The sequence below is a fragment of the Synechocystis sp. CACIAM 05 genome (assembly GCF_010222815.1).
GTDB lineage: Bacteria > Cyanobacteriota > Cyanobacteriia > Cyanobacteriales > Microcystaceae > Synechocystis.
Genome location: NZ_CP019225.1, coordinates 3,024,298 through 3,044,998 on the forward strand (window position 1 = coordinate 3,024,298; position 20,701 = coordinate 3,044,998).

The 20,701-nt window shown below is 43.1% G+C and carries 16 protein-coding genes and 1 riboswitch; of the genes, 9 read left to right on the plus strand and 7 right to left on the minus strand.

What is annotated here, in order from left to right:
* The first annotated feature begins 134 nt into the window (after positions 1-134).
* From BWK47_RS14340 to BWK47_RS14355, 4 genes are all read left to right on the plus strand, one after another.
* Positions 135-533 carry a hypothetical protein gene (locus tag BWK47_RS14340; protein WP_237269665.1) on the plus strand — a complete coding sequence of 133 codons (399 nt, stop codon included), beginning with the start codon at positions 135-137 and terminating at the stop codon, positions 531-533.
* A gap of 140 nt (positions 534-673) precedes the next feature.
* Positions 674-2,032 (plus strand): APC family permease, encoded by a 1,359-nt coding sequence (locus BWK47_RS14345; protein ID WP_162329165.1) that lies wholly within the window; start codon positions 674-676, stop codon positions 2,030-2,032.
* Positions 2,033-2,261: 229 nt separating this feature from the next.
* Entirely contained in the window at positions 2,262-2,675 is a 414-nt protein-coding gene (locus BWK47_RS14350; RefSeq protein WP_010873960.1) for a heavy metal-responsive transcriptional regulator, read from the plus strand.
* Positions 2,676-2,781: 106 nt separating this feature from the next.
* Complete coding sequence (locus BWK47_RS14355) at positions 2,782-4,062, plus strand: hypothetical protein (protein WP_162329166.1); 1,281 nt, start codon at positions 2,782-2,784, stop codon at positions 4,060-4,062.
* 221 nt (positions 4,063-4,283) lie between these two features.
* Here the strand turns inward: BWK47_RS14355 and BWK47_RS14360 are convergent, their stop codons facing one another.
* The 3 genes from BWK47_RS14360 to BWK47_RS14370 all read right to left on the minus strand — a co-directional run bounded on the left by BWK47_RS14360 (position 4,284) and on the right by BWK47_RS14370 (position 8,753).
* Complete coding sequence (locus BWK47_RS14360) at positions 4,284-4,691, minus strand: hypothetical protein (protein WP_162329167.1); 408 nt, start codon at positions 4,689-4,691, stop codon at positions 4,284-4,286.
* Between the two features lie 340 nt (positions 4,692-5,031).
* Positions 5,032-5,574, minus strand: coding sequence for a DUF4334 domain-containing protein (locus BWK47_RS14365; RefSeq protein ID WP_162329168.1), 543 nt, complete (start codon positions 5,572-5,574; stop codon positions 5,032-5,034).
* Positions 5,575-5,942: 368 nt separating this feature from the next.
* Complete coding sequence (locus BWK47_RS14370; protein WP_162329169.1) at positions 5,943-8,753, minus strand: cation-translocating P-type ATPase; 2,811 nt, start codon at positions 8,751-8,753, stop codon at positions 5,943-5,945.
* A 258-nt stretch (positions 8,754-9,011) separates the two neighbouring features.
* Positions 9,012-9,157, plus strand: a riboswitch (cyclic di-AMP (ydaO/yuaA leader).
* 92 nt (positions 9,158-9,249) lie between these two features.
* On the opposite strand from BWK47_RS14370, the gene ntrB reads away from it, so the two are divergent.
* From ntrB to BWK47_RS14385, 3 genes are all read left to right on the plus strand, one after another.
* A complete protein-coding gene (gene ntrB / locus BWK47_RS14375) occupies positions 9,250-10,089 on the plus strand; it encodes a nitrate ABC transporter permease (RefSeq protein WP_162329170.1) in 840 nt (279 codons plus the stop codon).
* 124 nt (positions 10,090-10,213) lie between these two features.
* Positions 10,214-11,605: a CmpA/NrtA family ABC transporter substrate-binding protein gene (locus tag BWK47_RS14380; RefSeq protein ID WP_162329171.1), complete on the plus strand. Its 1,392-nt coding sequence runs from the start codon at positions 10,214-10,216 to the stop codon at positions 11,603-11,605.
* 10 nt (positions 11,606-11,615) lie between these two features.
* Positions 11,616-12,446, plus strand: coding sequence for an ABC transporter ATP-binding protein (locus tag BWK47_RS14385; RefSeq protein ID WP_162329714.1), 831 nt, complete (start codon positions 11,616-11,618; stop codon positions 12,444-12,446).
* On the opposite strand, the gene BWK47_RS14390 is transcribed toward BWK47_RS14385, so the two are convergent.
* The 4 genes from BWK47_RS14390 to BWK47_RS14405 all read right to left on the minus strand — a co-directional run bounded on the left by BWK47_RS14390 (position 12,443) and on the right by BWK47_RS14405 (position 16,065).
* Positions 12,443-13,564 carry an AmpG family muropeptide MFS transporter gene (locus tag BWK47_RS14390; protein WP_162329172.1) on the minus strand — a complete coding sequence of 374 codons (1,122 nt, stop codon included), beginning with the start codon at positions 13,562-13,564 and terminating at the stop codon, positions 12,443-12,445. The genes BWK47_RS14385 and BWK47_RS14390 overlap by 4 nt on opposite strands.
* Positions 13,565-13,780: 216 nt before the next feature.
* The gene (gene corA / locus BWK47_RS14395; protein WP_162329173.1) at positions 13,781-14,923 is read right to left on the minus strand and encodes a magnesium/cobalt transporter CorA; all 1,143 of its coding nucleotides are present in this window, start codon (positions 14,921-14,923) and stop codon (positions 13,781-13,783) included.
* 107 nt (positions 14,924-15,030) lie between these two features.
* Complete coding sequence (locus BWK47_RS14400) at positions 15,031-15,540, minus strand: L,D-transpeptidase (protein ID WP_162329174.1); 510 nt, start codon at positions 15,538-15,540, stop codon at positions 15,031-15,033.
* Positions 15,541-15,843: 303 nt separating this feature from the next.
* Positions 15,844-16,065: a hypothetical protein gene (locus tag BWK47_RS14405; RefSeq protein WP_237269666.1), complete on the minus strand. Its 222-nt coding sequence runs from the start codon at positions 16,063-16,065 to the stop codon at positions 15,844-15,846.
* A 37-nt stretch (positions 16,066-16,102) separates the two neighbouring features.
* On the opposite strand from BWK47_RS14405, the gene polA reads away from it, so the two are divergent.
* Positions 16,103-19,063 carry a DNA polymerase I gene (gene polA, locus BWK47_RS14410; protein ID WP_162329175.1) on the plus strand — a complete coding sequence of 987 codons (2,961 nt, stop codon included), beginning with the start codon at positions 16,103-16,105 and terminating at the stop codon, positions 19,061-19,063.
* A 182-nt stretch (positions 19,064-19,245) separates the two neighbouring features.
* Positions 19,246-20,454, plus strand: a complete 1,209-nt coding sequence (locus BWK47_RS14415) for a hypothetical protein (RefSeq protein ID WP_162329176.1) — start codon at positions 19,246-19,248, stop codon at positions 20,452-20,454.
* Positions 20,455-20,701: the final 247 nt, after the last annotated feature.

The window sequence follows — 20,701 nt, forward strand, 5'->3', positions numbered from 1 at the left end:
CAAACAGGCTCTTATTTTATCCTCCCTGCATTGACCAAAAAATGATAGCTTACTGAATATGGCTAGTTATGGAAACTTGTAAACTTTTTAGATAGAAGGAATGTTGACTCATGTTCAAAAATGGTTATTTACTAATGGAAATTTTTTCTGCCACTTTTTTTTGGTTATCTGCGACCATTTCTGCCGAAACTGACTTTAATTCCTTTTGGCAACAATTCAAAACTGCAGTGGTTAACAGTGACAAATCCACCGTTGCCAGATTGACAAGATTTCCCCTTTCGATGCCATTTGGAATAGAAAGCATAAAAACAGAAACTGAATTTTTGCAAGGTTACGACGATATTTTGAATATGGAAGCCGATGCGAAGAGATGTTTTCAAACGACTAAACCGAAGCAAGAGGGAAAGGGTTATGCTATTTATTGCACCTTTAAACAGCTACCTGAATCAAGCGAAAATCGTCCGATTAAATATTATTTTGCAAGGACAAAAACGGGTTGGAAATTTGAGGGTATAGATAATATCAACGAGTAAAATATATTTGCAATCGCACCGCCCCCCAGAAATCTGAGATTCGCTCAGAAATTTTTCAATCGCAGATTAAAGTTGCCGGAGAAGAGATTGATTCACGGTAAAGTGTACGAAATTAGCTTGGATTTTCATGATAGGGATTTATGACGGTACTGACTAATTCTTCTTCTGTCCCCCAACTTAATCGCTGTTTAGGATTAATTCAGGTCACCACCCAGGCGATCGCCGTTGTAGGGCCAACCATAACCGCTGTGATCAACATTCCCCAGGTCTATCTCAGTTCCGGGAACAGTAGTTGGCTCACTTACCTGATTGCTTGTCTTTGTATTTTGTTAGTGTCCCAAGTGCTGATTACCTTTGCCAGGCAGGAAGCGGGGACAGCGGGCTTAGCCACCTATGTTTTGCAGGGTTTGGGGATAACTTTTGCACAGTTAACGGGCTGGTTACTCTTACTGGCCTATGGCGGCTTTGGCATACTACTGCTGGCCATGGCCAGTCAAAGTTTTGCAATTCTAATGGGGATGGCCGGACCCAAACTGCCTCTGTGGTTTTTTGTTGTGGTTTTGGGAGGATTAATTTGGTGGCTAGTGTCACGGGATGTGCGAGTATCCAATGGGATGATGTTGGTGTTAGAAAGTGTTTCAATTATTATAATTTTCTGGTTATGTAGTGTTATTTTATTCCACCATAGTATTAAATTTGATTTGTCAGAATTTCAGCTCACCAGCGCCACAGGCAACCAAGTACGTTCGGGCTTAATGATTGCTTTTTTGAGTTTTGTGGGATTTGAAAGTGCAGCTACCCTAGGACGTGAATCTCTCCATCCCCTCAAAGATATTCCCAAAGCTCTACGCATTGCTACTTTGCTGCCAGGGGCACTGTTTTTGGTTTGGGCTTATGTTTTAGGACTAGGTTTTAAAGCGGCTCCCAGTAATATTCTCAACTCAGCCAGTCCGCTTGTTAGTCTCGGCGATTTTTTACAAATTCCGACGGCGGCGGTGGTAATTAGTTTTAGCGCCTCTGTTTGTTTTTTGAGTGCAAGTTTAGGGGCATTTAGTGCTCTGGCTAGGGTTGGTTTAAGTTTAGGAAAAGAAAAAATTCTTCCTCCATTCAGCACTAAAATTCATCCTGCTTTCCACACTCCGGTGGGCTCCTTAACTTTAGGGTTAGGGATTTGTATTTTGGGTACTTTGGTTCTGCTAGCAATGGGGTTAAAACCCGATGATATTAACGATGTTTGTGGTACTTTTGGGACTTTAGCATTGCTATTGGTCTATGGTCTTGTTTCCATTTCCCTACTGCGGGATCACTATCGCCGTGGTATCCTTTCTCGTTCTATTTTAATCCTTGGTAGTGTGACAATTCTACTATTAGCAACTGCTACTATTGCTTTTTTAAGTGGGTTAAATCAAGGGGATTTGCTCAATACAGTGTTGATTTTCTTCGTTCTAATAGTTCTAGGCATTGGAATAATTGCTCGCCAAGGGGCTGACCGTTCCTGACAGTCGAGAACTAAGACAAAAATTACTGGGGGTTAGGTAGGCGATCGCCAAATTAGAAATATTGCTCCGAAACTGACCACATTATCCACTGCGAAGAGTTCTAGCTATCCTTTACTGATAAGAAACTGGGAGAAAATTGTCCTTCTTTTGTAACAAACTATATCAACCTACAACCTTATACCTAAGTATAGGGAATATATTGTAGTAGAGACAGAGAAGAAATGGGAGGGTGAGCATTATGTTAACCGTCAGCGAGGTCGCTCGCAAACTGGGATTAAATCCGCAGACTCTCTATTTCTACGAACGCATAGGAGTAGTCGATCATCCCCAGCGCAACCAATCTGGTTATCGGGTTTATCAAGAGAAAGATTTGGCGATCCTGAGTTTCATTCGTCATGCCAAGGATTTGGGGTTCAGTCTGGAGGAGATTGCCGACATTCTCCACTTACAAAGTCAACAATCCCTCACTTGCGACGAAATTTATCATAAGCTCACGAGCAAAATCCTTCAGCTCGAAAGTGGAATCAAAGAAATGGAAAAAATGAAGGATGATCTATCCAAAATTCTCAGTCTTTGCTGTCAAAGAATTAGTAATGGAGGTAAACACGGTAATTGCTGTTTGTTAAATGAGCAGTTGACTTAGGTATTCTGAGTGATTGAACTTTTATCTACTTTGCTGGCTACTTTGTCAAAAATGCCACAAAAAACACTATTTTCTGGGGATTAAAACCAGAAAGGGAGGGTTTGTCATGTCTTCTAATTCGTCAAGTAAGTTAGGGGATCAACAAAATGTAGGCATCCTCTACAATCTCTATAGTCAAGGGCAAGGAAAATCGGATAAACAAGGAAGTAAACCTACCCTAAGTAAATCAACTCTTCCATCTAGCCTTGAACTAACAACTCCAACCTTAACTCTGGGCCAACGAGGTGGGAGTGTATCTGCTAACGCTGCCTCTAATTTGGCGGCGATCACTCAAATTTCGTCCCAAGGTAAACGGGGCGGTGGTTTGCCAGTCGATAAGGGTGGTGGTGGGCCTCCGGCCGATAAAGGTGGTGGCGGGCCGCCAGATGGCAAAGGCCACGGCGAAGAATCAGTCGGTAATAACCTGTCCTTCCCTGTCATTTTTCCCTCCGGAGTTACGCCTTTAGCTCTACGGGGGGCCATGAATAGCCTAACCCTAACGGATCCGTATTTTGTACCCGGCACCCGTGATGATTATTACTGGTTTGCCCAAAAAAATGAAGGCAACACTTGGCAAGCTTATAACGAACAAGCAACAGGGGCGATCGCCATCGACAAAGTTGACGTGGGGGATGCCCTAGAGTCCGCCAGGATTGAGCTAGGTCAGTTTGTCCGAATCGAGTTGGCTTTATTTAAAGATATTGGGGATCCTCTTATCTCCGATGATGGGCAACTCGCCTACCATATGGAACAAATTGATGGTCAAGGCAAGACCGAAGTTCAGGGCACTCGCTATACAGCAGCATCGTTGCAACAGACTTTTGCTAGTGCCGATGATGCCTTTACCCAACTGGGGGATAGTGGTCTTCCCATCTATCGCAGTGACTTAGCCACCGTCTATGCACCGTCCCAGGTGATGAACCTAACCATTCAAAAATTTGAACATGATCCGGTTACAGGACTGGACTGGAACGGGGACCAATGGGTTGGCCTTGGCATTGGTACCAAAGACTACGCTGCTAGCACAGCATTTGGTTCAGAATTAGCCGTATCAGGTAAGGTTATTTCCGGCGTCTCGGGTAAACCGTTCAAATTCACTGATGCAGGAAACTATCGTATTACCTTTGAAATTGAAGAGGGGGCTTCGATTTTCTTGGATGCGGGGACTGAACGTTACAACGTCGCAGGCGCCAGGGTTATGGAGATTGTTCCCGATGGCTCCAACCATAATGGTTTGATCTATCTCGATATTGCGGTGCCCTCTTCTGTATCAGGTACTGAGGAAGTTGTCTTGGGAACCCAGGACGTCTTTAAAACCCAATTTGTTGAATTGGCACCCGTCAGTTAGCTTTAAATCCCTCCCAGGGAGCAAGTAAGTTTTCTTTCCCTTCCTCAGCCAAGGGTAGAGCTATCCGTTGGAAGATTAACAAAAATCTGCTTGCGGATAGCTTTTGATCGGCGCAAATTTACGAAAGGGTTCCAGCAGGGGTTTTGTCCAGCGCCCCCCGACGGACAGTTAAATTTAGGAGCTGAATTGCCAGTGCTTTTCCTACTCTCTGAACGTACAATTCAACTTGATTTAACAGTCTTTAACCAACGCCAAGAAACGGCATTAATTAGTAATCCCAGCAGAAATAGAAATATCATTAAAAATATTTGGTACCAAACAATCGTTTCTAAGCTAAGATCAGCAATCAAATGCCCTAAGTTAAGCACTGAATATACTACAGTTAAGCCAAAATGAACCTGACGTACTTTGCGGGACTGACTAAAAGAAATAACGATAACAGCAAATAGTGGCAGTATAAAAAAGATTAACATCAGCCAGAAAATTGGAGAAACATCGGACATAGTTTGCCCATGGAACTCCGCCACACTCAAATCATGAAAAAGGGGCATTAACCCCAAATCAGTATGAAACAGCATTGCCAACAAAAACACTGTCCAGAGGTTAACAATACGATGACTGTAATCCATAGTATTTCCTCTAAAAAAATGAGAGTGGTCTAAATTTTGTCCAAAGGGGAGAATTAAAGTGAAAAGCGTTCAAAAAAAGAACAGCAAAATCAGAAGTAGCAGCTCGCCAATCTTGGATAGGGCGTTGCCATTTTTTAGTGATGTTATTTATAGTTAAATATAACTTATAGTTAAATATAATAGCTCAAAAACAGAGTCTTCGTCATCAAATCCTAGAGCAGACCCTATTACAACTGTCCCCAAAAATCCCTTGCTGAAGTGCTCCATTAGATTTTAAATGTACACAATCACTCAGATTACGGCAGTTATGAGGAGAAGATATGGGCAAAACTTATCAGATTCAAAACACACACCGTTGCAGCAAAAAGAAAAAAGGCTGCGGGATAGGTTTATAGTCCATCAAACCAAATACGGAGTTATCATTAATTTTCTTAAAAGAGTCATTAATAGGTAAATAATCATAAATCATAGTGGCGGTAACTACACCACGGCTTTCCATCATTCGCAAACGTGCTTGGCTAACTTCAGTTTTTAAAAAACTAGTGAACCAACGCAGTCCTGGGGCAATCCATGGATAACGATTGATACGAAAATTTAGGGAGAGTGCCATCACAGTTGGATCTGGTCTGAGCTTGAAAATTTCTCCCTGGGTATTTTGAAATAACAAAGGATGAACTGTTTCCGCATCAATAAACTCCTTGCCGTACCAACAGATCATCTCTAATATGCCGTCCATCGGATGATTAGTGGAAATTCCCTTGCCCTGCCAACGCCCGGTCATAAAAGTGAGATCCACAGGTTCCAAGGAATCATAAAAAGACAATGCCTCGGCAGTAGTCATTGCGGAAGCTGACAAGAGAGATTGCAAATCAGTTTTAGCCATCGTGGAGAAGCCATGGGCTCGAAAAGATATTGTGCCAAGTTTAGTCTGGGCGGTGACCTATGGCATGGCGGGAAGAAGAATTGATCGAGAGAAAGGCGGAAAGTCTTAGGCAACCAATGCCCCAATTCTACAAGCTAACAACCGAAGCCATCAATCAATTAATCACCACCGATTTACCTGAGTCTACCCATAGGCTCTGGATTTGTGGACTCGTTTCCTTTGGCGATCGCCGAATTGTTAGGGATAAAAACGCCCCTACTAATTTTGGGGGCCTGCCATTTTCAGTAGCATCGGAGGCAATAGGGGAGTGTCAAACCAGGATAGTTTAGTTTTTAAAAAATTACCTTTTAAACAATTATCGATGGAGGTTAACGGGCAAAATGTTGATACAGTCGAACGGAGACTTTTTCTAATTCGATCCAGATAAAAATTAGGGCACTGAAGCCAACACAAACCCACAGTTCGTTGGCAGGTAAATAATGGGTTCCAAAAAATGCCCGCAGCGGTTCAACATAAATCAATAACAGTTGTAATAAAGAGGTAACGACCACAGCCACCAGCAAAAAAGGATTGGAAAAAAGGTTCATTTCAACGGTCAAACTGGTCAAAGAACGAATGGCGAGGGCATGACCCATCTGGGCTAAGCAGAGGGTGGTAAATACCATGGTTTTCCAGCGATTGGGGGAAAGTCCGCCCTCTAAATGGTTGGGGGTATAGTTGTAGGCCCACACCATCAGCACAATGGTCACAATGGCCAATATCAAACCTTGACGAACCATATAAGAACCTAAACCCCGGGCAAATATGCTTTCCTGGGGGTCTTTGGGGGACTGTTGCATAACACTTGCTTTGCCTGGTTCCACCGCCAGAGCTAGAGCGGGAACTCCATCAGTAACCAAGTTCATCCAAAGAATTTGCAAGGGAGAGAGGGGGACGCCGCCCAACCCCATTAAAGGAGCGGCGGCAATTGTTAAAACTTCGCCAATATTACTGCCCAGGATATAGCGAATAAAACGACGGATATTAGTGTAAACGACACGACCTTCTTCCACCGCTGAGACGATGGTGGCAAAGTTATCGTCCAATAAAATCATGTCACTGGCTTCTTTACTGACGTCAGTCCCTGTAATGCCCATAGCTACCCCAATGTCGGCTTGCTTTAACGCCGGGGCATCATTGACTCCATCCCCTGTCATAGCAACAACTTCGTGTTGTTTGCGGAGGGTTTGGACGATTTTTAATTTATGTTCGGGGGAAACCCTGGCATAGACACTGACCGTATGGACAATTTCTGCTAGTTCGGTTTCACTGCAATTGTCTAAATCCCGACTGGTAACAACCCTTGCCCCCGGTTCCGCAATGCCTAAATCAAGGGCGATCGCCTGGGCGGTGAGGGGATGATCCCCGGTAATCATCACTGGTCGAATCCCGGCAGCCCGACATTTGGCCACGGCATCTCGCACTTCTGGACGGGGAGCATCTAACATTCCCACTAGTCCCAACCAGGTTAATTCCTGTTCGGCAATGTCATCATTGATGTCGCTTGGTAACGTTGTCCAAAGTTTGCTGGCAAAGCCTAGGACCCGTAAACCGCGCCCAGCTAGTTGATTGTTTTGTTCTAAAATGGAATTGCGCTGTTCTTCGGTAATGGCCAATATTTCGGTTCCCACTTGAATATGGGTACAGCGTTCTAGAATCAATTCAGAGGAACCTTTCACAAACATCACATAACCGTCGGGGGTGTTGATTTTTCCCTGTTCATCTTGAAAGATGACCCCCATGCGTTTCCGTTCTGAGGAAAAGGGAAATTCCATAACCCGGGGAAAACGTTGTTCCTGTTCATGTTTGAACATATTCGCTTTACCGGCTAAGGCTAATAGGGCCCCCTCGGTGGGATCACCTAGAATTGCCCATTCCCCATTTTCCTTTTGTAAAACGGCATCGTTACATAGTACACAGGCCATTAATAGTCTTTCGATTTCAGGGATATTTTCAATGGCAACATTTTCCCCTGCAGAAGTTTGGAATTGTCCGACGGGGTTGTAGCCTTCCCCGGTAATGCCCAAACGATGGCGATCGCTGATTACAGATTGCACTACCATCTTATTTTGAGTCAAGGTGCCCGTTTTATCAGAGCAGATGGTGGTTACGGAGCCAAGGGTTTCCACCGCACTCAGTTGACGAATCAGCGCATTGCGTTTGGCCATGCGTTGGGTCCCCAAAGCTAAGGTGACGGTAATTACAGCGGGTAGTCCTTCGGGAACCACGGCAACAGCCATACTAAGAGATACTTCAACCAACTGCATAAACAAATCTGGTTTGAAGAGCGTTCCCCCCACAACGACGATCGCCACCAAGATCAAAGAACCGCCAACTAGTACATTGCCTAATTGGGTCATGCGCTTTTGGAGGGGAGTGGGTTCCGGTTCTACAGATTGCAGGGCTGAAGCAATTTTTCCCAATTCCGTTTTCATGCCCGTGGCAGTCACTATCACTGTGCCCCGTCCCTGGACAACTTCTGTGCCGGAGTAAACTAAATTTAGGCGATCGCCCAAGGCACTATCGGCGGGTAGCAACACATCTCCCTGTTTCATTACCGCTTCCGCTTCCCCCGTTAAAGCGGCTTCACGAATTTGGAGATTAGCTCCTTCTAAAATGCGACCGTCAGCGGGAACTTTAACCCCTGCTTCTAGAAGAATAAGGTCTCCCGGTACTAACTCCGTTGATTCCACTTCGGTGGTTGTGCCCCCCCGAATGACCCGCACCCTGGATGTAGATAAGTCTTTGAGGGCCGCCAGAGCTTTTTCCGCTCCCCGTTCCTGCACATACCCCAAAATACCATTCAGTAATACAACGGTAAAAATAGCAACTGCATCTTTAGGAAAAATAAATTTACCCAATTGTTGGGCTTGATAAATATCAATTGCGGCCGAAATCACTGCAACAGCGATCAGCAACAACAACATAATGTTTGTAAACTGATCAACTAAAATGTTCCAGGAAGTTCTCCCCCCCGTTTCTATCAACTCGTTTTTTCCATAAACTTGCAAATTTTCAGCCACCTGTTGCTGGCTTAATCCTTGTTGGCGATCGCCATGTAAGTCACTGACGACTTGATCTGCGGAAAGAGTATGCCAGGCAATCAAAGGTTGACCCTGAAACGGAGTAGATGAAGGCATAGAGTTTAGGAAAGTAGCAACAATTTTTCATCTTAATCGAAAATGATCCTAAATTTAAATTGACCATTCCATAATTGTTCTTTTAGATCAGTAAGGAATGATCATAAAAGCCAAAAGCTGATATATTAAATCGCCTTATTTAAGGTATTAAAAAACAGGATTTAACTTATTCTTGAAAAAGACTCCTAATGAACTCGATAAAAACAGAGTCAGAATAGTGACAATTTTAAAACCCCGTGTTATCATTGCTGTTTAAGTAGAGCAAGTCGGCCTAATCCAACAGGGTTGGAGCGGAGGAACCAAATCTTGGGGCGTATTTCGGGTAAATCATTAAGGTTTTCCGAAAAGGACATCTCTCAGTCCTAGCCCGTCAGCTAACTTCGTCGGCATTGAGGGAAGATTGTATCTCGACAGATTTCATCTGGCTGGATTCAGTGTTCTTGATTGGTACTGCTCCCTACATTTCGTACCAAATCTTGATGGATAGGCATTTTATATGAACCTAGCTACTTTTGCTGTCGCGGCACAAGTGGGCTGGAAAAAACTAAAGCCCATTTTTGTACGGGATGTGATTTTGTTTCCTGCCCTGGGCTTTTTGGGGTTAATTACACTCTGGTGGGTAATTGCAACCTTCCGCAGTGAATTAATGCCCACTCCCCTGGAAGCTCTTACCACCAATTGGCAATATATTATTAATCCCTTTTATCAAAAGGGACCAGGAGATTTAGGAATTGGCTGGTTACTGTTAGCTAGCTTACGAAGGGTTTGTTTAGGGTTTTTGTTAGGGGCCATAGTTGCAATTCCTTTAGGATTTTTAATTGGTCTATCGAGGAGTGCCATGCTCATTTTTAACCCCATTATCCAAATTTTGCGACCCGTTTCTCCCCTGGCTTGGTTGCCCATCGCCTTAGCCATGTTTGGTGTGGCAGAACCATCGGCAATCTTTGTAATTTTTATTACTTCTCTGTGGTCAACTATCATTAATACAGCCTTGGGGGTTGCCAGTGTTCCCAAAGATTATTTAGATGTGGCGGCGGTATTAGAAATGCCCCAACATCGGCAGATCTTCAAAATCATTTTACCGGCAAGTTTACCCTATATTTTCACAGGCCTAAGGCTAAGTTTAGGTATTGCCTGGCTAGTCATCGTAGCGGTAGAAATGCTTACCGGCGGGGTAGGAATCGGTTTCTTTCTTTGGGATGAATGGAACCGTTTAAACCTTAGCTCTGTGTTTTTAGCCGTAATTGTGATTGGTTTAACGGGTTTAGTTTTAGATTATTGCATCGGCCGTTTGCAGATTTGGGTAACCCACCGTCCTATTAAACCGGGAATCTGATCTTTATAACCATTAAATAGGTTTTTAATTAGGGCTTAGTTCGTTTAAGCACATAGTTATCTTAGTTTTAATTTATGTGCTTTCGTGCAAATTTATTGATTACCTGTGTTGGTTATTTGTTACTATGTTTTCTCGCCGTAATTTTCTCACCGGTTTAGCGTCCAGTTCAGCTATTGTAGGTCTTTCTGCCTGTGCAGTGAATAGTAGTCGTAATCCCAGTCAATTAACGGAAGCGGCTCTAGCTGTCGAACCGATTATTGATCCCAAAACCCTAGAAAAACCAAACTTAACTATCGGCTATGTCCCGGTTAATGATTGTGCCCCCTTTGCCATTGCTTGGGAAAAAGGATTGTTTCGCAAATATGGTTTAAACGTCAAACTTAGCCGAGAATCTAGTTGGGCAAATTCCCGTGACGGGTTAATTTTTGGACGGTTAGACGCATCCCCAGTGGTATCGGGGGCAATCACCAATGCCCGCACTGGGGCTGAAGGGGCAAGGGTTGCTCCTCTCTGTGGTGCCATGACTATTCATCGCCACGGTAATGCCATGACTATGAATAGGGCGATGTGGGATTTTGGCCTACGACCTTGGCAGGAATATAAGGGAGATTTACAACGTTTCGGCAAAGATTTAAGGGCTTATTTTAATCAAATTTCTGTACATAACCGTGTTTGGGCTGTGGTATTGAGTTCTTCAATTTATGAATATTTTGCACGTTATTTAATTTCAGCCATTGGGATTAATCTGGTGGAAGAATTGCGGGTATTAATAATTCCGCCGCCCCAGATGGTCAATAATATGAGAATTGGCTCAACCCAAGCTTATATGGTGGCTGAACCTTGGAATACGAGGGCTATTACAGGCAATGAAGGCATCGGTTTTACCTTTGTCCAGGGACGACAAATTTGGAATGGCCACCCCGATCGCATTTTGGCTGTAATGGAGTCTTTTATTGAGGAAAATCCGAAAACCTATCGTTCTTTAGTCAAAGCAATGATTGAAGCTTGTCAATATTGCAGTAAGCCAGAAAATCGCCCTGAAGTGGCTAAACTAATTGCCCAACGTTCCTTCACTGGGGTTCCACCTAAATTAACCGAACCTGGCATTGTTGGTAATTACAATTATGGTGGTTTTGATGATCAAAAAAGAATGGTGGATAGCATTGAAACAACTTTATTTTTTGATATGCCCCCTGATGTAGCGAAGGCAGAAAATGATCATTCCACCTTTCTTTGGCAATCGGAAAGTTTATGGTTAATGACCCAAGCAGCCCGTTGGCAACAAATTCCTGAAATTCCTCCCGATGCGGAGGCGATCGCCAAGCAGGCTTGGAGAACGGATCTATACCGGGAAATTGCCGGAGAAATGGCCATTGCCTGTCCAACGGAAGACTATTACGTTACTCCGGGAAAAGCTTTTATCGATAACAAGCCTTTTGACCCTAGTGATTTGGTTGGTTATGTTAACAGTTTTGAAATTCGAGCTAATACCACTAAATCTTTTTATTTTTCCTAACAGTAAAACAATGACTCAAGCCAACATATTACCTAATTCCCACCAATTAACTATGACTAATGATTTCCTTGTTGTTGAAAACCTCGTTAAATCTTACCCCAAAGCAGACGGAACCGCATCCACCATTTTAGAAAATGTCAATTTGACCATTGGTCCAAAAGAATATATTGCCGTTATTGGTCACTCTGGCTGTGGTAAATCTACCCTTTTGAAAATCATTGCAGGATTAGAGAAAGCCACATCAGGAATAGCTTGCTTAGAAGGTAAATTAATTCGTAAACCAGGGGCGGAACGGATGATGGTTTTTCAAAATTATTCTTTGTTGCCTTGGTTGACCGTGAGAGAAAATATACGTTTAGCCGTTGATGAAGTTTGTAAAAAAGCCAATCGGACCGAAAAAATTAGTATTGTCAATGAACACATTGCCATGGTTAATCTGACCGCCGCCGCCGATAAATATCCCGATGAAATTTCCGGAGGTATGAAACAACGGGTAGGCATTGCTAGAGCCTTAGCCACTCGCCCGAAAATGTTATTAATGGATGAACCTTTTGGGGCTTTAGATGCGCTAACTAAACAAAAATTACAACAGGAAGTTTTAAAAATTTGGGAAGCCCATCGTCAAGCAGTAATGATGATTACCCATGATGTAGATGAAGCGATTTATATGGCGGATCGTATTGTGTTAATGACTAATGGCCCCAATGCAACAATTGGGGAAATTTTATCGGTTCCCTTTGCCCACCCTCGCGATCGCCATGCCATGCGAGAAACCCAAGAATATTACGATTTAAGGAATCATGCTTTAGATTTTCTGGAGCGATATTTTACCCATCATTAGCGTTTATTAACAGAATCAGAACTATGCCAAGGGGCAAAAATGGGTAATAAGGCTAGACCTGGAAATGAAATCACAAAACTCAGGAAGAAAAAGAGAGGCCAACCTGTATTTTTGGCGATTGCCCCGGCGGGGGAAACCAAAATACCTTGGCTAAAGGCATACAGACTAGATAAGAGAGCGTATTGCGTTGCGGAATACTCTCGATTGCAAAGACTCATAAAAAATCCAAGAAATGCCGCTGTTCCCAAACCAGCGCAAAAATTTTCAATATTGATAGTCAACACCATAAATGGATAGTTATAACCCAAATTGGCTAGGGCTAAATAGGCTAAGTTACTGATAGCTTGAAAACCGCCAAAAATCCAGAGAGATCGATTAATACCCATTTTGCTCAAAAAAGCTCCCCCCGTTAGGGTGCCCACAATGGTTGCCAATAGACCCATGCCCCCTTTTATGGCACCAATATCTGTTTGGCTAAATCCGGTTTGAAGAAGAAAGGGCGTGGACATGGTGTTAGCTACCGCATCGCCCAATTTGTATAGGACAATGAAAACAAGGATCATCGCCCCTCGTTGGACACCTTTGCGGTGAAAAAAGTCGAGGAATGGTTCCACCACAGCGGCTTTAAGACTGGTGGGAATTTGTGGCGGAGAAACGGGTTCCGGGGCAAAGAACACCGCCATCATGCCGATCGCCATTAAAGCCGACATGAAAAAATAAACTTGATTCCAGGGAATATAATCCGCCAAAATTAGGGCTAAAGACCCCGTCACCAACAGGGCCGCCCGATAACCTAGCACAAAAATTGCTACCCCAGCACCCATTTCCGGCTCTTCCAACACATCAGTACGATAAGCGTCCGCCGCAATATCCTGGGTGGCACTAAACAAGGCAATCACAATGGCGTTGATGGCCAGTAGGTTTAAAGCCGAGCGGGGATTCTGCAATCCCATCATGGCGATTGCCACTAGAAGAGCTACTTGGGAAATTAATAACCAACCTCGTCTCCGGCCCAAGAAAGGTGGCACAATACTGTCTAATAGGGGCGACCAGAGAAATTTGAGCGTATAGGGCAAACTCACCAGCGTAATATAGTATAGTTTACAGTACCCTATCATTATTGCTGGAATCAGTTTTTCCCCAACTATCTAGTGAGGTTACATATAATTAGAGAATACTTTGTCATTTTTGACAAGCTTATCACTTTGATAATTAAGCTAATCACTCCAATGATTTTAATTGTTATCTCTTAGAAGAGTAATGCTGAATACGATAATGAACCCTGGCATTACCGAAAGATAGTTTCCCCTGTTTATTAAATTAATAAATAAAAATCACCTATTTCCTTTTTCAACATCATTAAGATTTCTAAACCAACCCTTACGCCAGAAAAATAAAAGCATCATTCCTCCTACCGTCAACATTACTATCCAAATCACAGGATAACCCCAGTACCAATTTAACTCTGGCATATTCCAAGGGGATTTATCAGGGTTAAAATTCATGCCATAAATTCCAGCAATAAAGGTTAGCGGAATGAAAATACTAGAAATTACCGTTAATGTTTTCATGATTTCATTCATTCGATTACTAACAGAGGAAAGATAAATATCTGTTAGGTTAGATGCTAAATCTCGATAAGTTTCTATCATATCCAAGATTTGAATTGTGTGGTCATAACAATCCCGTAAAAATACTCGCACCTCATCAGAAATTAAATCACTGCCATCCCGAAGTAAAGAATTAATTGCATCCCGTTGGGGCCAAATAGCCCGTCTCATAATTAATAAATCCTGTTGTAATTGATGAATCTTGGCCAATGATTTATTCGTTGGATGAGAAATAATTTCACTTTGTAAACCCTGAACCATTTCACCATAAACTTCCATCACAGGAAAAAAGCCATCGATAATAGCATCAATTAAAGCATAAAATAAATAATCAGCATTCTTTTGTCGAATTGCCCCTTTTTTAGTGCGAATTCTTTCCCTAACGGAAAATAAACAATCATATTTTGGTTCTTCTTGGATGGTCAACAAATAATGTTTGCCCAAAATAAAACTAATTTGTTCACTGATAAAAGTTTGAGATGATTGATCCAGGGTTACCATCCGAGAAATAAAAATTAAATGGTTTTCATATTCAACTACTTTCGGACGTTGGGGAACGTTAACAATATCCTCTAAAGCAACAGGATGAAGTTTAAATACCTCACCTAATTGTTCCCAAGTTGTGTGATTCCCCAAGCCGTCAATGTTAATCCAGGATACGGATTCAGTATCAACATAAGCTTCACAATCCAGGGGATTTTTTAACTCTATTTTTGTGGCTTGATTTTGATTGTAATCAATTAAAATTATTCTCGGTGGAGGGGCATTGGGGGAAAGATTTAATGTTCCAGGAATACTTTCTGGTGAATTAAAATAATTGAAATGGGAAACAAGATTAGATTGTCGAAACTGAGGCTTGTTGGGCATATTCTTAGAAAAATCTTTACAATCTTACTGTTTTATTAAATTATGATGATAATCAATGGATAAATTTGACCAAATAAAAATGCCAGATTACACAATAAATTTCATCATTAATAATGAATAACCAAAGGAGTGCTTATTTCCGACCAATTAAATAACCATTTTGCATGATCAACCGCTAGATTAATGCAACCATGACTAACTGGTGTGCCAAATTTGTTATGCCAATAGGCTCCATGAATTGCGTAACCGCCGCTGTAATATTGGGCATAGGGAACATCGTCAATATCATAATCGGCTCCTCTCATCCGATCAATGCGTCGTTTGCTTTGAATGGTAAATATACCTGGAATTGTTGGGGTACCCTTCTTCCCCGTGGAAATAATAATGGCATAGACTGGTTTGTTTCCTTCCCAAGCAATCAAACGTTGTGTGGAGAGATTAACTTCAATCCAACGTTCTTCAGACTTTTTGAGAATAGCCATTTTTTGATTGAGAGTATCCTGATAGGTCTGGGCAGAAACCATAGGAATAAATGGATCAACTCCAATCAGTTGAGTTAGGCATATTCCCGCAATCATTAATCCAATTCCCCAATATCGAACAAGGGGCCATAACATGAGTAATAATCCTACTACTGATGCGTCTTGCTTCCATTCTAAGTCAATTTTTATAACATTGGCTGAAAAGTAAAAATAAATAAATTAACTTTTTGTAAATTGCAGTATCTACGGTCGCAACCTTTGGAAATTTCCTAAAATTAACTTCATAATACTGCCTTAGCCCCTAGTAAGATTTCTATTTCTCACTAATGATTAATCACTTCATAGACTTTTTATTAATCTAAGAAATCTTTGCCATCTAGAATAAAATGAGGAAGAAGGACTGGGAGAATACTTCTCTTTCACACAGGGTTTTCTGAATCAGCTCAAGTCCGTCCCCGGACAATTTATTGCCTGCTCAATGAAAATTTGTAGGAGATTGACATGGTTCCCCACCATGGTGTCCACTGCCATAAAAAGTTGTCGCCGCAATGGAGCCCGTTCCGCACTGGTCGGGGATGGGTTTGTCCAGCTTTGAGGGTTTTGGTCGAGGCCATAATGTTCTTCTTCCATAGGTAGAAAATATTGCACATCGGCAGCCATCGGCAACAGCGGTATAATCTAGCTTGCTTCTTGGTGCATGTTTATGTCTGCTAAATCCCCTTTGTTATTGTTAGTTGATGGTCATTCCCTGGCATTCCGGGCTTACTATGCCTTTGGTTTGTCAAAAAAAGGCCCTCTGCGAACAACGGCCGGCATTCCCACCAGTGTATGTTTTGGATTTTTAAATTCCCTCATGCAGGTGATGGAGTCCCAAAAACCAGCGGCGATCGCCATTGCATTTGACCGTCGGGAACCCACTTTTCGCCATGAGGCCGATGGAGCTTACAAATCAAACCGCCAGGAAACTCCAGAAGATTTTGCCGAAGATTTAAGCTATCTCCAGCAATTGTTGGAGGCTCTCAATTTACAAACCATCACCTATGCGGGCTATGAAGCCGATGACATTTTGGGCACTCTAGCTTGCCAGGGTAGTGACGCGGGTTATCAAGTTAAAATTCTCAGCGGCGATCGGGATCTATTTCAATTGGTCAGCCCAGAAAAAAATATTTCTGTTCTGTATTTAACCCGTAATCCCTTTTCTAGTAATACCGGCTATGACGAATTAGATTGGCAGGGAGTGGTGGACAAAATGGGGGTAACTCCAGCCCAAATTGTTGATTTTAAAGCTCTGTGCGGCGATAAATCTGATTGCATTCCCGGTATTAATGGCATTGGTGAAAAAACAGCCATTAAGCTTTTAGCTGAGTATGAAACCTTGGAGAAAGTGTATGAAAATCTAGCGCAAATTAAAGGGGCATTGAAAACCAGGTTAGACAACGGCAAAGATGATGCGATGCATTCTCAAATGCTAGCCCGCATTGTGGTGGATGTGCCCCTACCAGTGACATGGGAAGATTTGCAATTAACAGGATTTTCCACCGATCGCCTGGTGCCCCTGTTGGAAAAATTGGAACTCCGAACTTTTATTGACAAAATTCAAGCTTTCCACCGCAACTTTAGTGATAATCAGAGCCCAGTACCAATGGGCAATGAAGCTGACAATGGAGAACCAAAGAAAACGGTTAAGGCAAAAAAAAGCAAAGAAAAAGTTAATCCAGACGATTCTCAGCAATTATCATTGTTTGATGGCGTGCCTGTGGTTAACCAAGAAGATGGTTTAATCACTATTCAGCTACCAGAACAAATTCAGCCCCAAATTATCACCACCATTGCCCAACTCGAAGCTTTAGTTGAGGAATTAAAAAAACATACTGATGCTGACTTTCCCGTTGCTTGGGACACGGAAACCGACAGCTTAGATCCTCTGGTGGCAAACTTAGTAGGTATTGGTTGTGCCTGGGGTCAAGAACCTAATCAAGTGGCCTATATTCCCCTAAAACATCATCAAGGAGAACAGCTATCTCTCGGCATAATTAAAGATCTTTTAGGGGAAATTCTGGGAAATGCTATTTATCCCAAAGTCTTACAAAATGCCAAGTTTGATCGACGAGTTTTGGCCCACCATGGTATTGAGTTAGGAGGCGTAGTGTTAGACACCATGCTGGCCAGTTACGTTCTTCAACCGGAAGAAACCCATAATTTAACCGATCTTTGCCGTCGCTATAACCTTGGCTTAGTGGCCTTGAGTTATAAAGATTTAGGCTTAAAAAAAGACCAGACCATTGCTGATTTACCCCTGGAAACAGCGGGGCAATATTGCGGATTAGATTGCTATGCCACCTATTTGTTAGCGTCAAAATTACAAAAAGAATTAGATCAATATCCTGAACTCAAAGAAATTCTTAAGGAGATCGAACAGCCTTTAGAAAAGATTTTAGCAGCGATGGAAGACCGGGGCATTCGCATTGATTGTGATTACTTACAAACTCTGTCCCAACAATTGGCCGAAAATTTACTTACCATTGAAACAGCAGCCTATGAAGCGGCAGGGGAAAGTTTTAATCTCAGTTCTCCTAAACAATTGGGTACTATTTTATTCGATAAATTAGGCTTAGACCGGAAAAAATCTCGCAAAACAAAAACGGGCTATTCCACTGACCACGCCACCTTGGAGAAACTTCAAGGAGACCACCCCATTATTGATGCGATTCTGGAACATCGTACTTTGGCAAAATTAAAATCTACCTATGTGGATGCTTTGCCGGAATTAGTTAATGGCCAAACCCAGCGCATTCACACGGATTTTAACCAAGCTGTCACTTCCACTGGACGGTTATCTTCTTCCAATCCTAATTTGCAAAATATTCCCATTCGTTCGGATTTTTCCCGACAAATTCGGCGAGCTTTTTTACCCCAAAAAGATTGGCTTTTGGTGTCGGCGGATTACTCCCAAATTGAGTTACGCATCCTCGCCCACCTTTCCCAAGAACCGGTATTACTACAGGCCTACGGCGATCGCCAGGATGTCCATGGGGTGACCGCTAAATTACTTTTCGGCAAAGAAGATATTACCCCGGCGGAAAGAAATCTCGGTAAAACGATTAATTTTGGCGTTATTTATGGCATGGGTGCCCAGCGCTTTGCCAGGGAAACGGGGATTTCCGCTGTGGAAGGGAGGGAATTTATTGACCGTTACCACCGCACCTATGCCCAAGTCTTTGATTACTTGGAAACTATGAAGCTAGAGGCGATCGCCAAGGGTTATGTCACCACCATTGTGGGGCGGCGGCGTTACTTTAATTTCGTTACCGAAGCTCTAAGGCAACTAAGGGGAAAGACCGTGACAGAGCTAGATTTGGTGGACGTAAAAATGAATTATAACGATGCCCAACTGCTGCGGTCAGCAGCCAATGCCCCCATCCAAGGTTCCAGCGCCGATATTATTAAAATTGCCATGGTTAAGCTGGCTAAGCTATTGGAAAGTTATCAAACCCGGATGTTATTGCAAGTACACGATGAACTGATTTTTGAAATGCCTCCGGAGGAATGGGAAGAGCTAGCTCCCCTAATCCAAAACACCATGGAGCAAGCCCTTACCTTATCGGTTCCGTTGGTGGTGGAAATGCACCGGGGTAGTAATTGGATGGAAGCGAAGTAGTTTTGTGACAAACTTTCAGCAACAACTTAATTATTCTTAAAAATTCTCCATTGCCCAAGGTAATACGAGGATCAAAAACTGGTGTGATAATAACGACACTAGGTTTAAGCACAAGACCAAATTTGTCTCGGATCTAGCCCCTTGCCTTGAGAACAAAGAATAGTAACTACGGCTGTTGATCTATGTCCCAAAATTTTTTTGCCAATTTACCAAAGGCTAGGCTTTTGGCCCGTTTAAACGATGGTTGGTTGGGCAAAGCTGTACTGGCTTTAGCCCTGGTTTTATTGATGGCTTTTCCCACCTGGGCTCTGTTAAACAACGCTATTAAAAGTAGCCTGTTGCTCGACTCCCAAATGAATGTTTACTACGCCAAATCCCTAGACCGCTACACAGGGGAATTTAGGGCTAAACACCCCATTATTCTCGGTTTATTCAGTAATGAGGGGGGAGATTTTTATCTGTATATGCCGGGTAAAACTACGCCGATCCAGGCCCCGCCAGTGCCGGTGCAATACCAAGTGGTCAAAGGAGTTTCCCATAGTTCCATGGCTATCTACGCCATTCTTCAGCCTTATTTTGCCACTGCCGACAATGCTCCCGCCGCTGGGGATGGTTGGAAAGCAGAATTGACAGCCTACCGAGCTGAACAGGCCAACACCCTGGCCCAGGCGGATCAGTTGGGACTAGAACCAGATGCTTTGACAGCGGTGAAAGAAATTTTGACCAATAACATTAGCTTTATTGACGAAACCTTGGCCGCTGGAGTGATCGATCGCCAAAAGATTAACGCTTGGATTAAAGAAGTGGTGCCCCATTTCACCACCACCATCGCCACCGCCGCCACCTACCAAGTGGACCATTGGATGGAAGTTATGGCGGAATGGAAAAAAATGATCGGTGAGCAGTGGGACCAAACCTTTGGGGTGACCAATACCCTTTACGTTACCCGCACCAACAATATTTTATTTACTTTGATGGCCCAATTCTTTGGCAAGGAAGCCATCAACGATCGCCTATTACTATTTGAAACCACGGAATTCACCACCAAACCGGACACCATGTTGTCCCTGCTGACCCGCATTGTGAAAGACCGGGAATTGGGTCTAGCTTTCTTTGACGATTATTTCCTCATGGATGTGGAATTGCTCAGCACCGGGGCCCGGGAGGCGATCGCCAGGCAGGACGGAGCCAGAGTACCCATGGCCGCGTCCCAAGGTTCCTATGCTGTGGGGCCAGCCCATGCCCGTATCCGTGCCTACGACGAAGCCAATGGCATTACTCCCATGTTGCCCCCCCTAGCTCCCTTCCATTCCCAGGAATGGCCCTGGCGTACCGTGGCCAGTGAAGGGGAAGGCCCAGAAACTTTACAGGAAGCTTTAGACCAAAAGTAGCGTCCTGATTAATTCCAACTGATAAGTTTAGGAGCACCTCGATTAATTGCCTAATTGCGAAAAATGACCCCGACATAAAGGGTTATTCTCAACAGGCACCCCTATTTTCGAGGTGCTTCACAGGATTTATTTTTTATATCTCTCTTCTATCAGTGTAGGTGGAAAGGTAAAATAATTGGAGCAATAATAAGGTCTCCTAAAGCCATTACTGCCTTCTTCAATTTGTCAAATCAGCAATGGAAGTTTC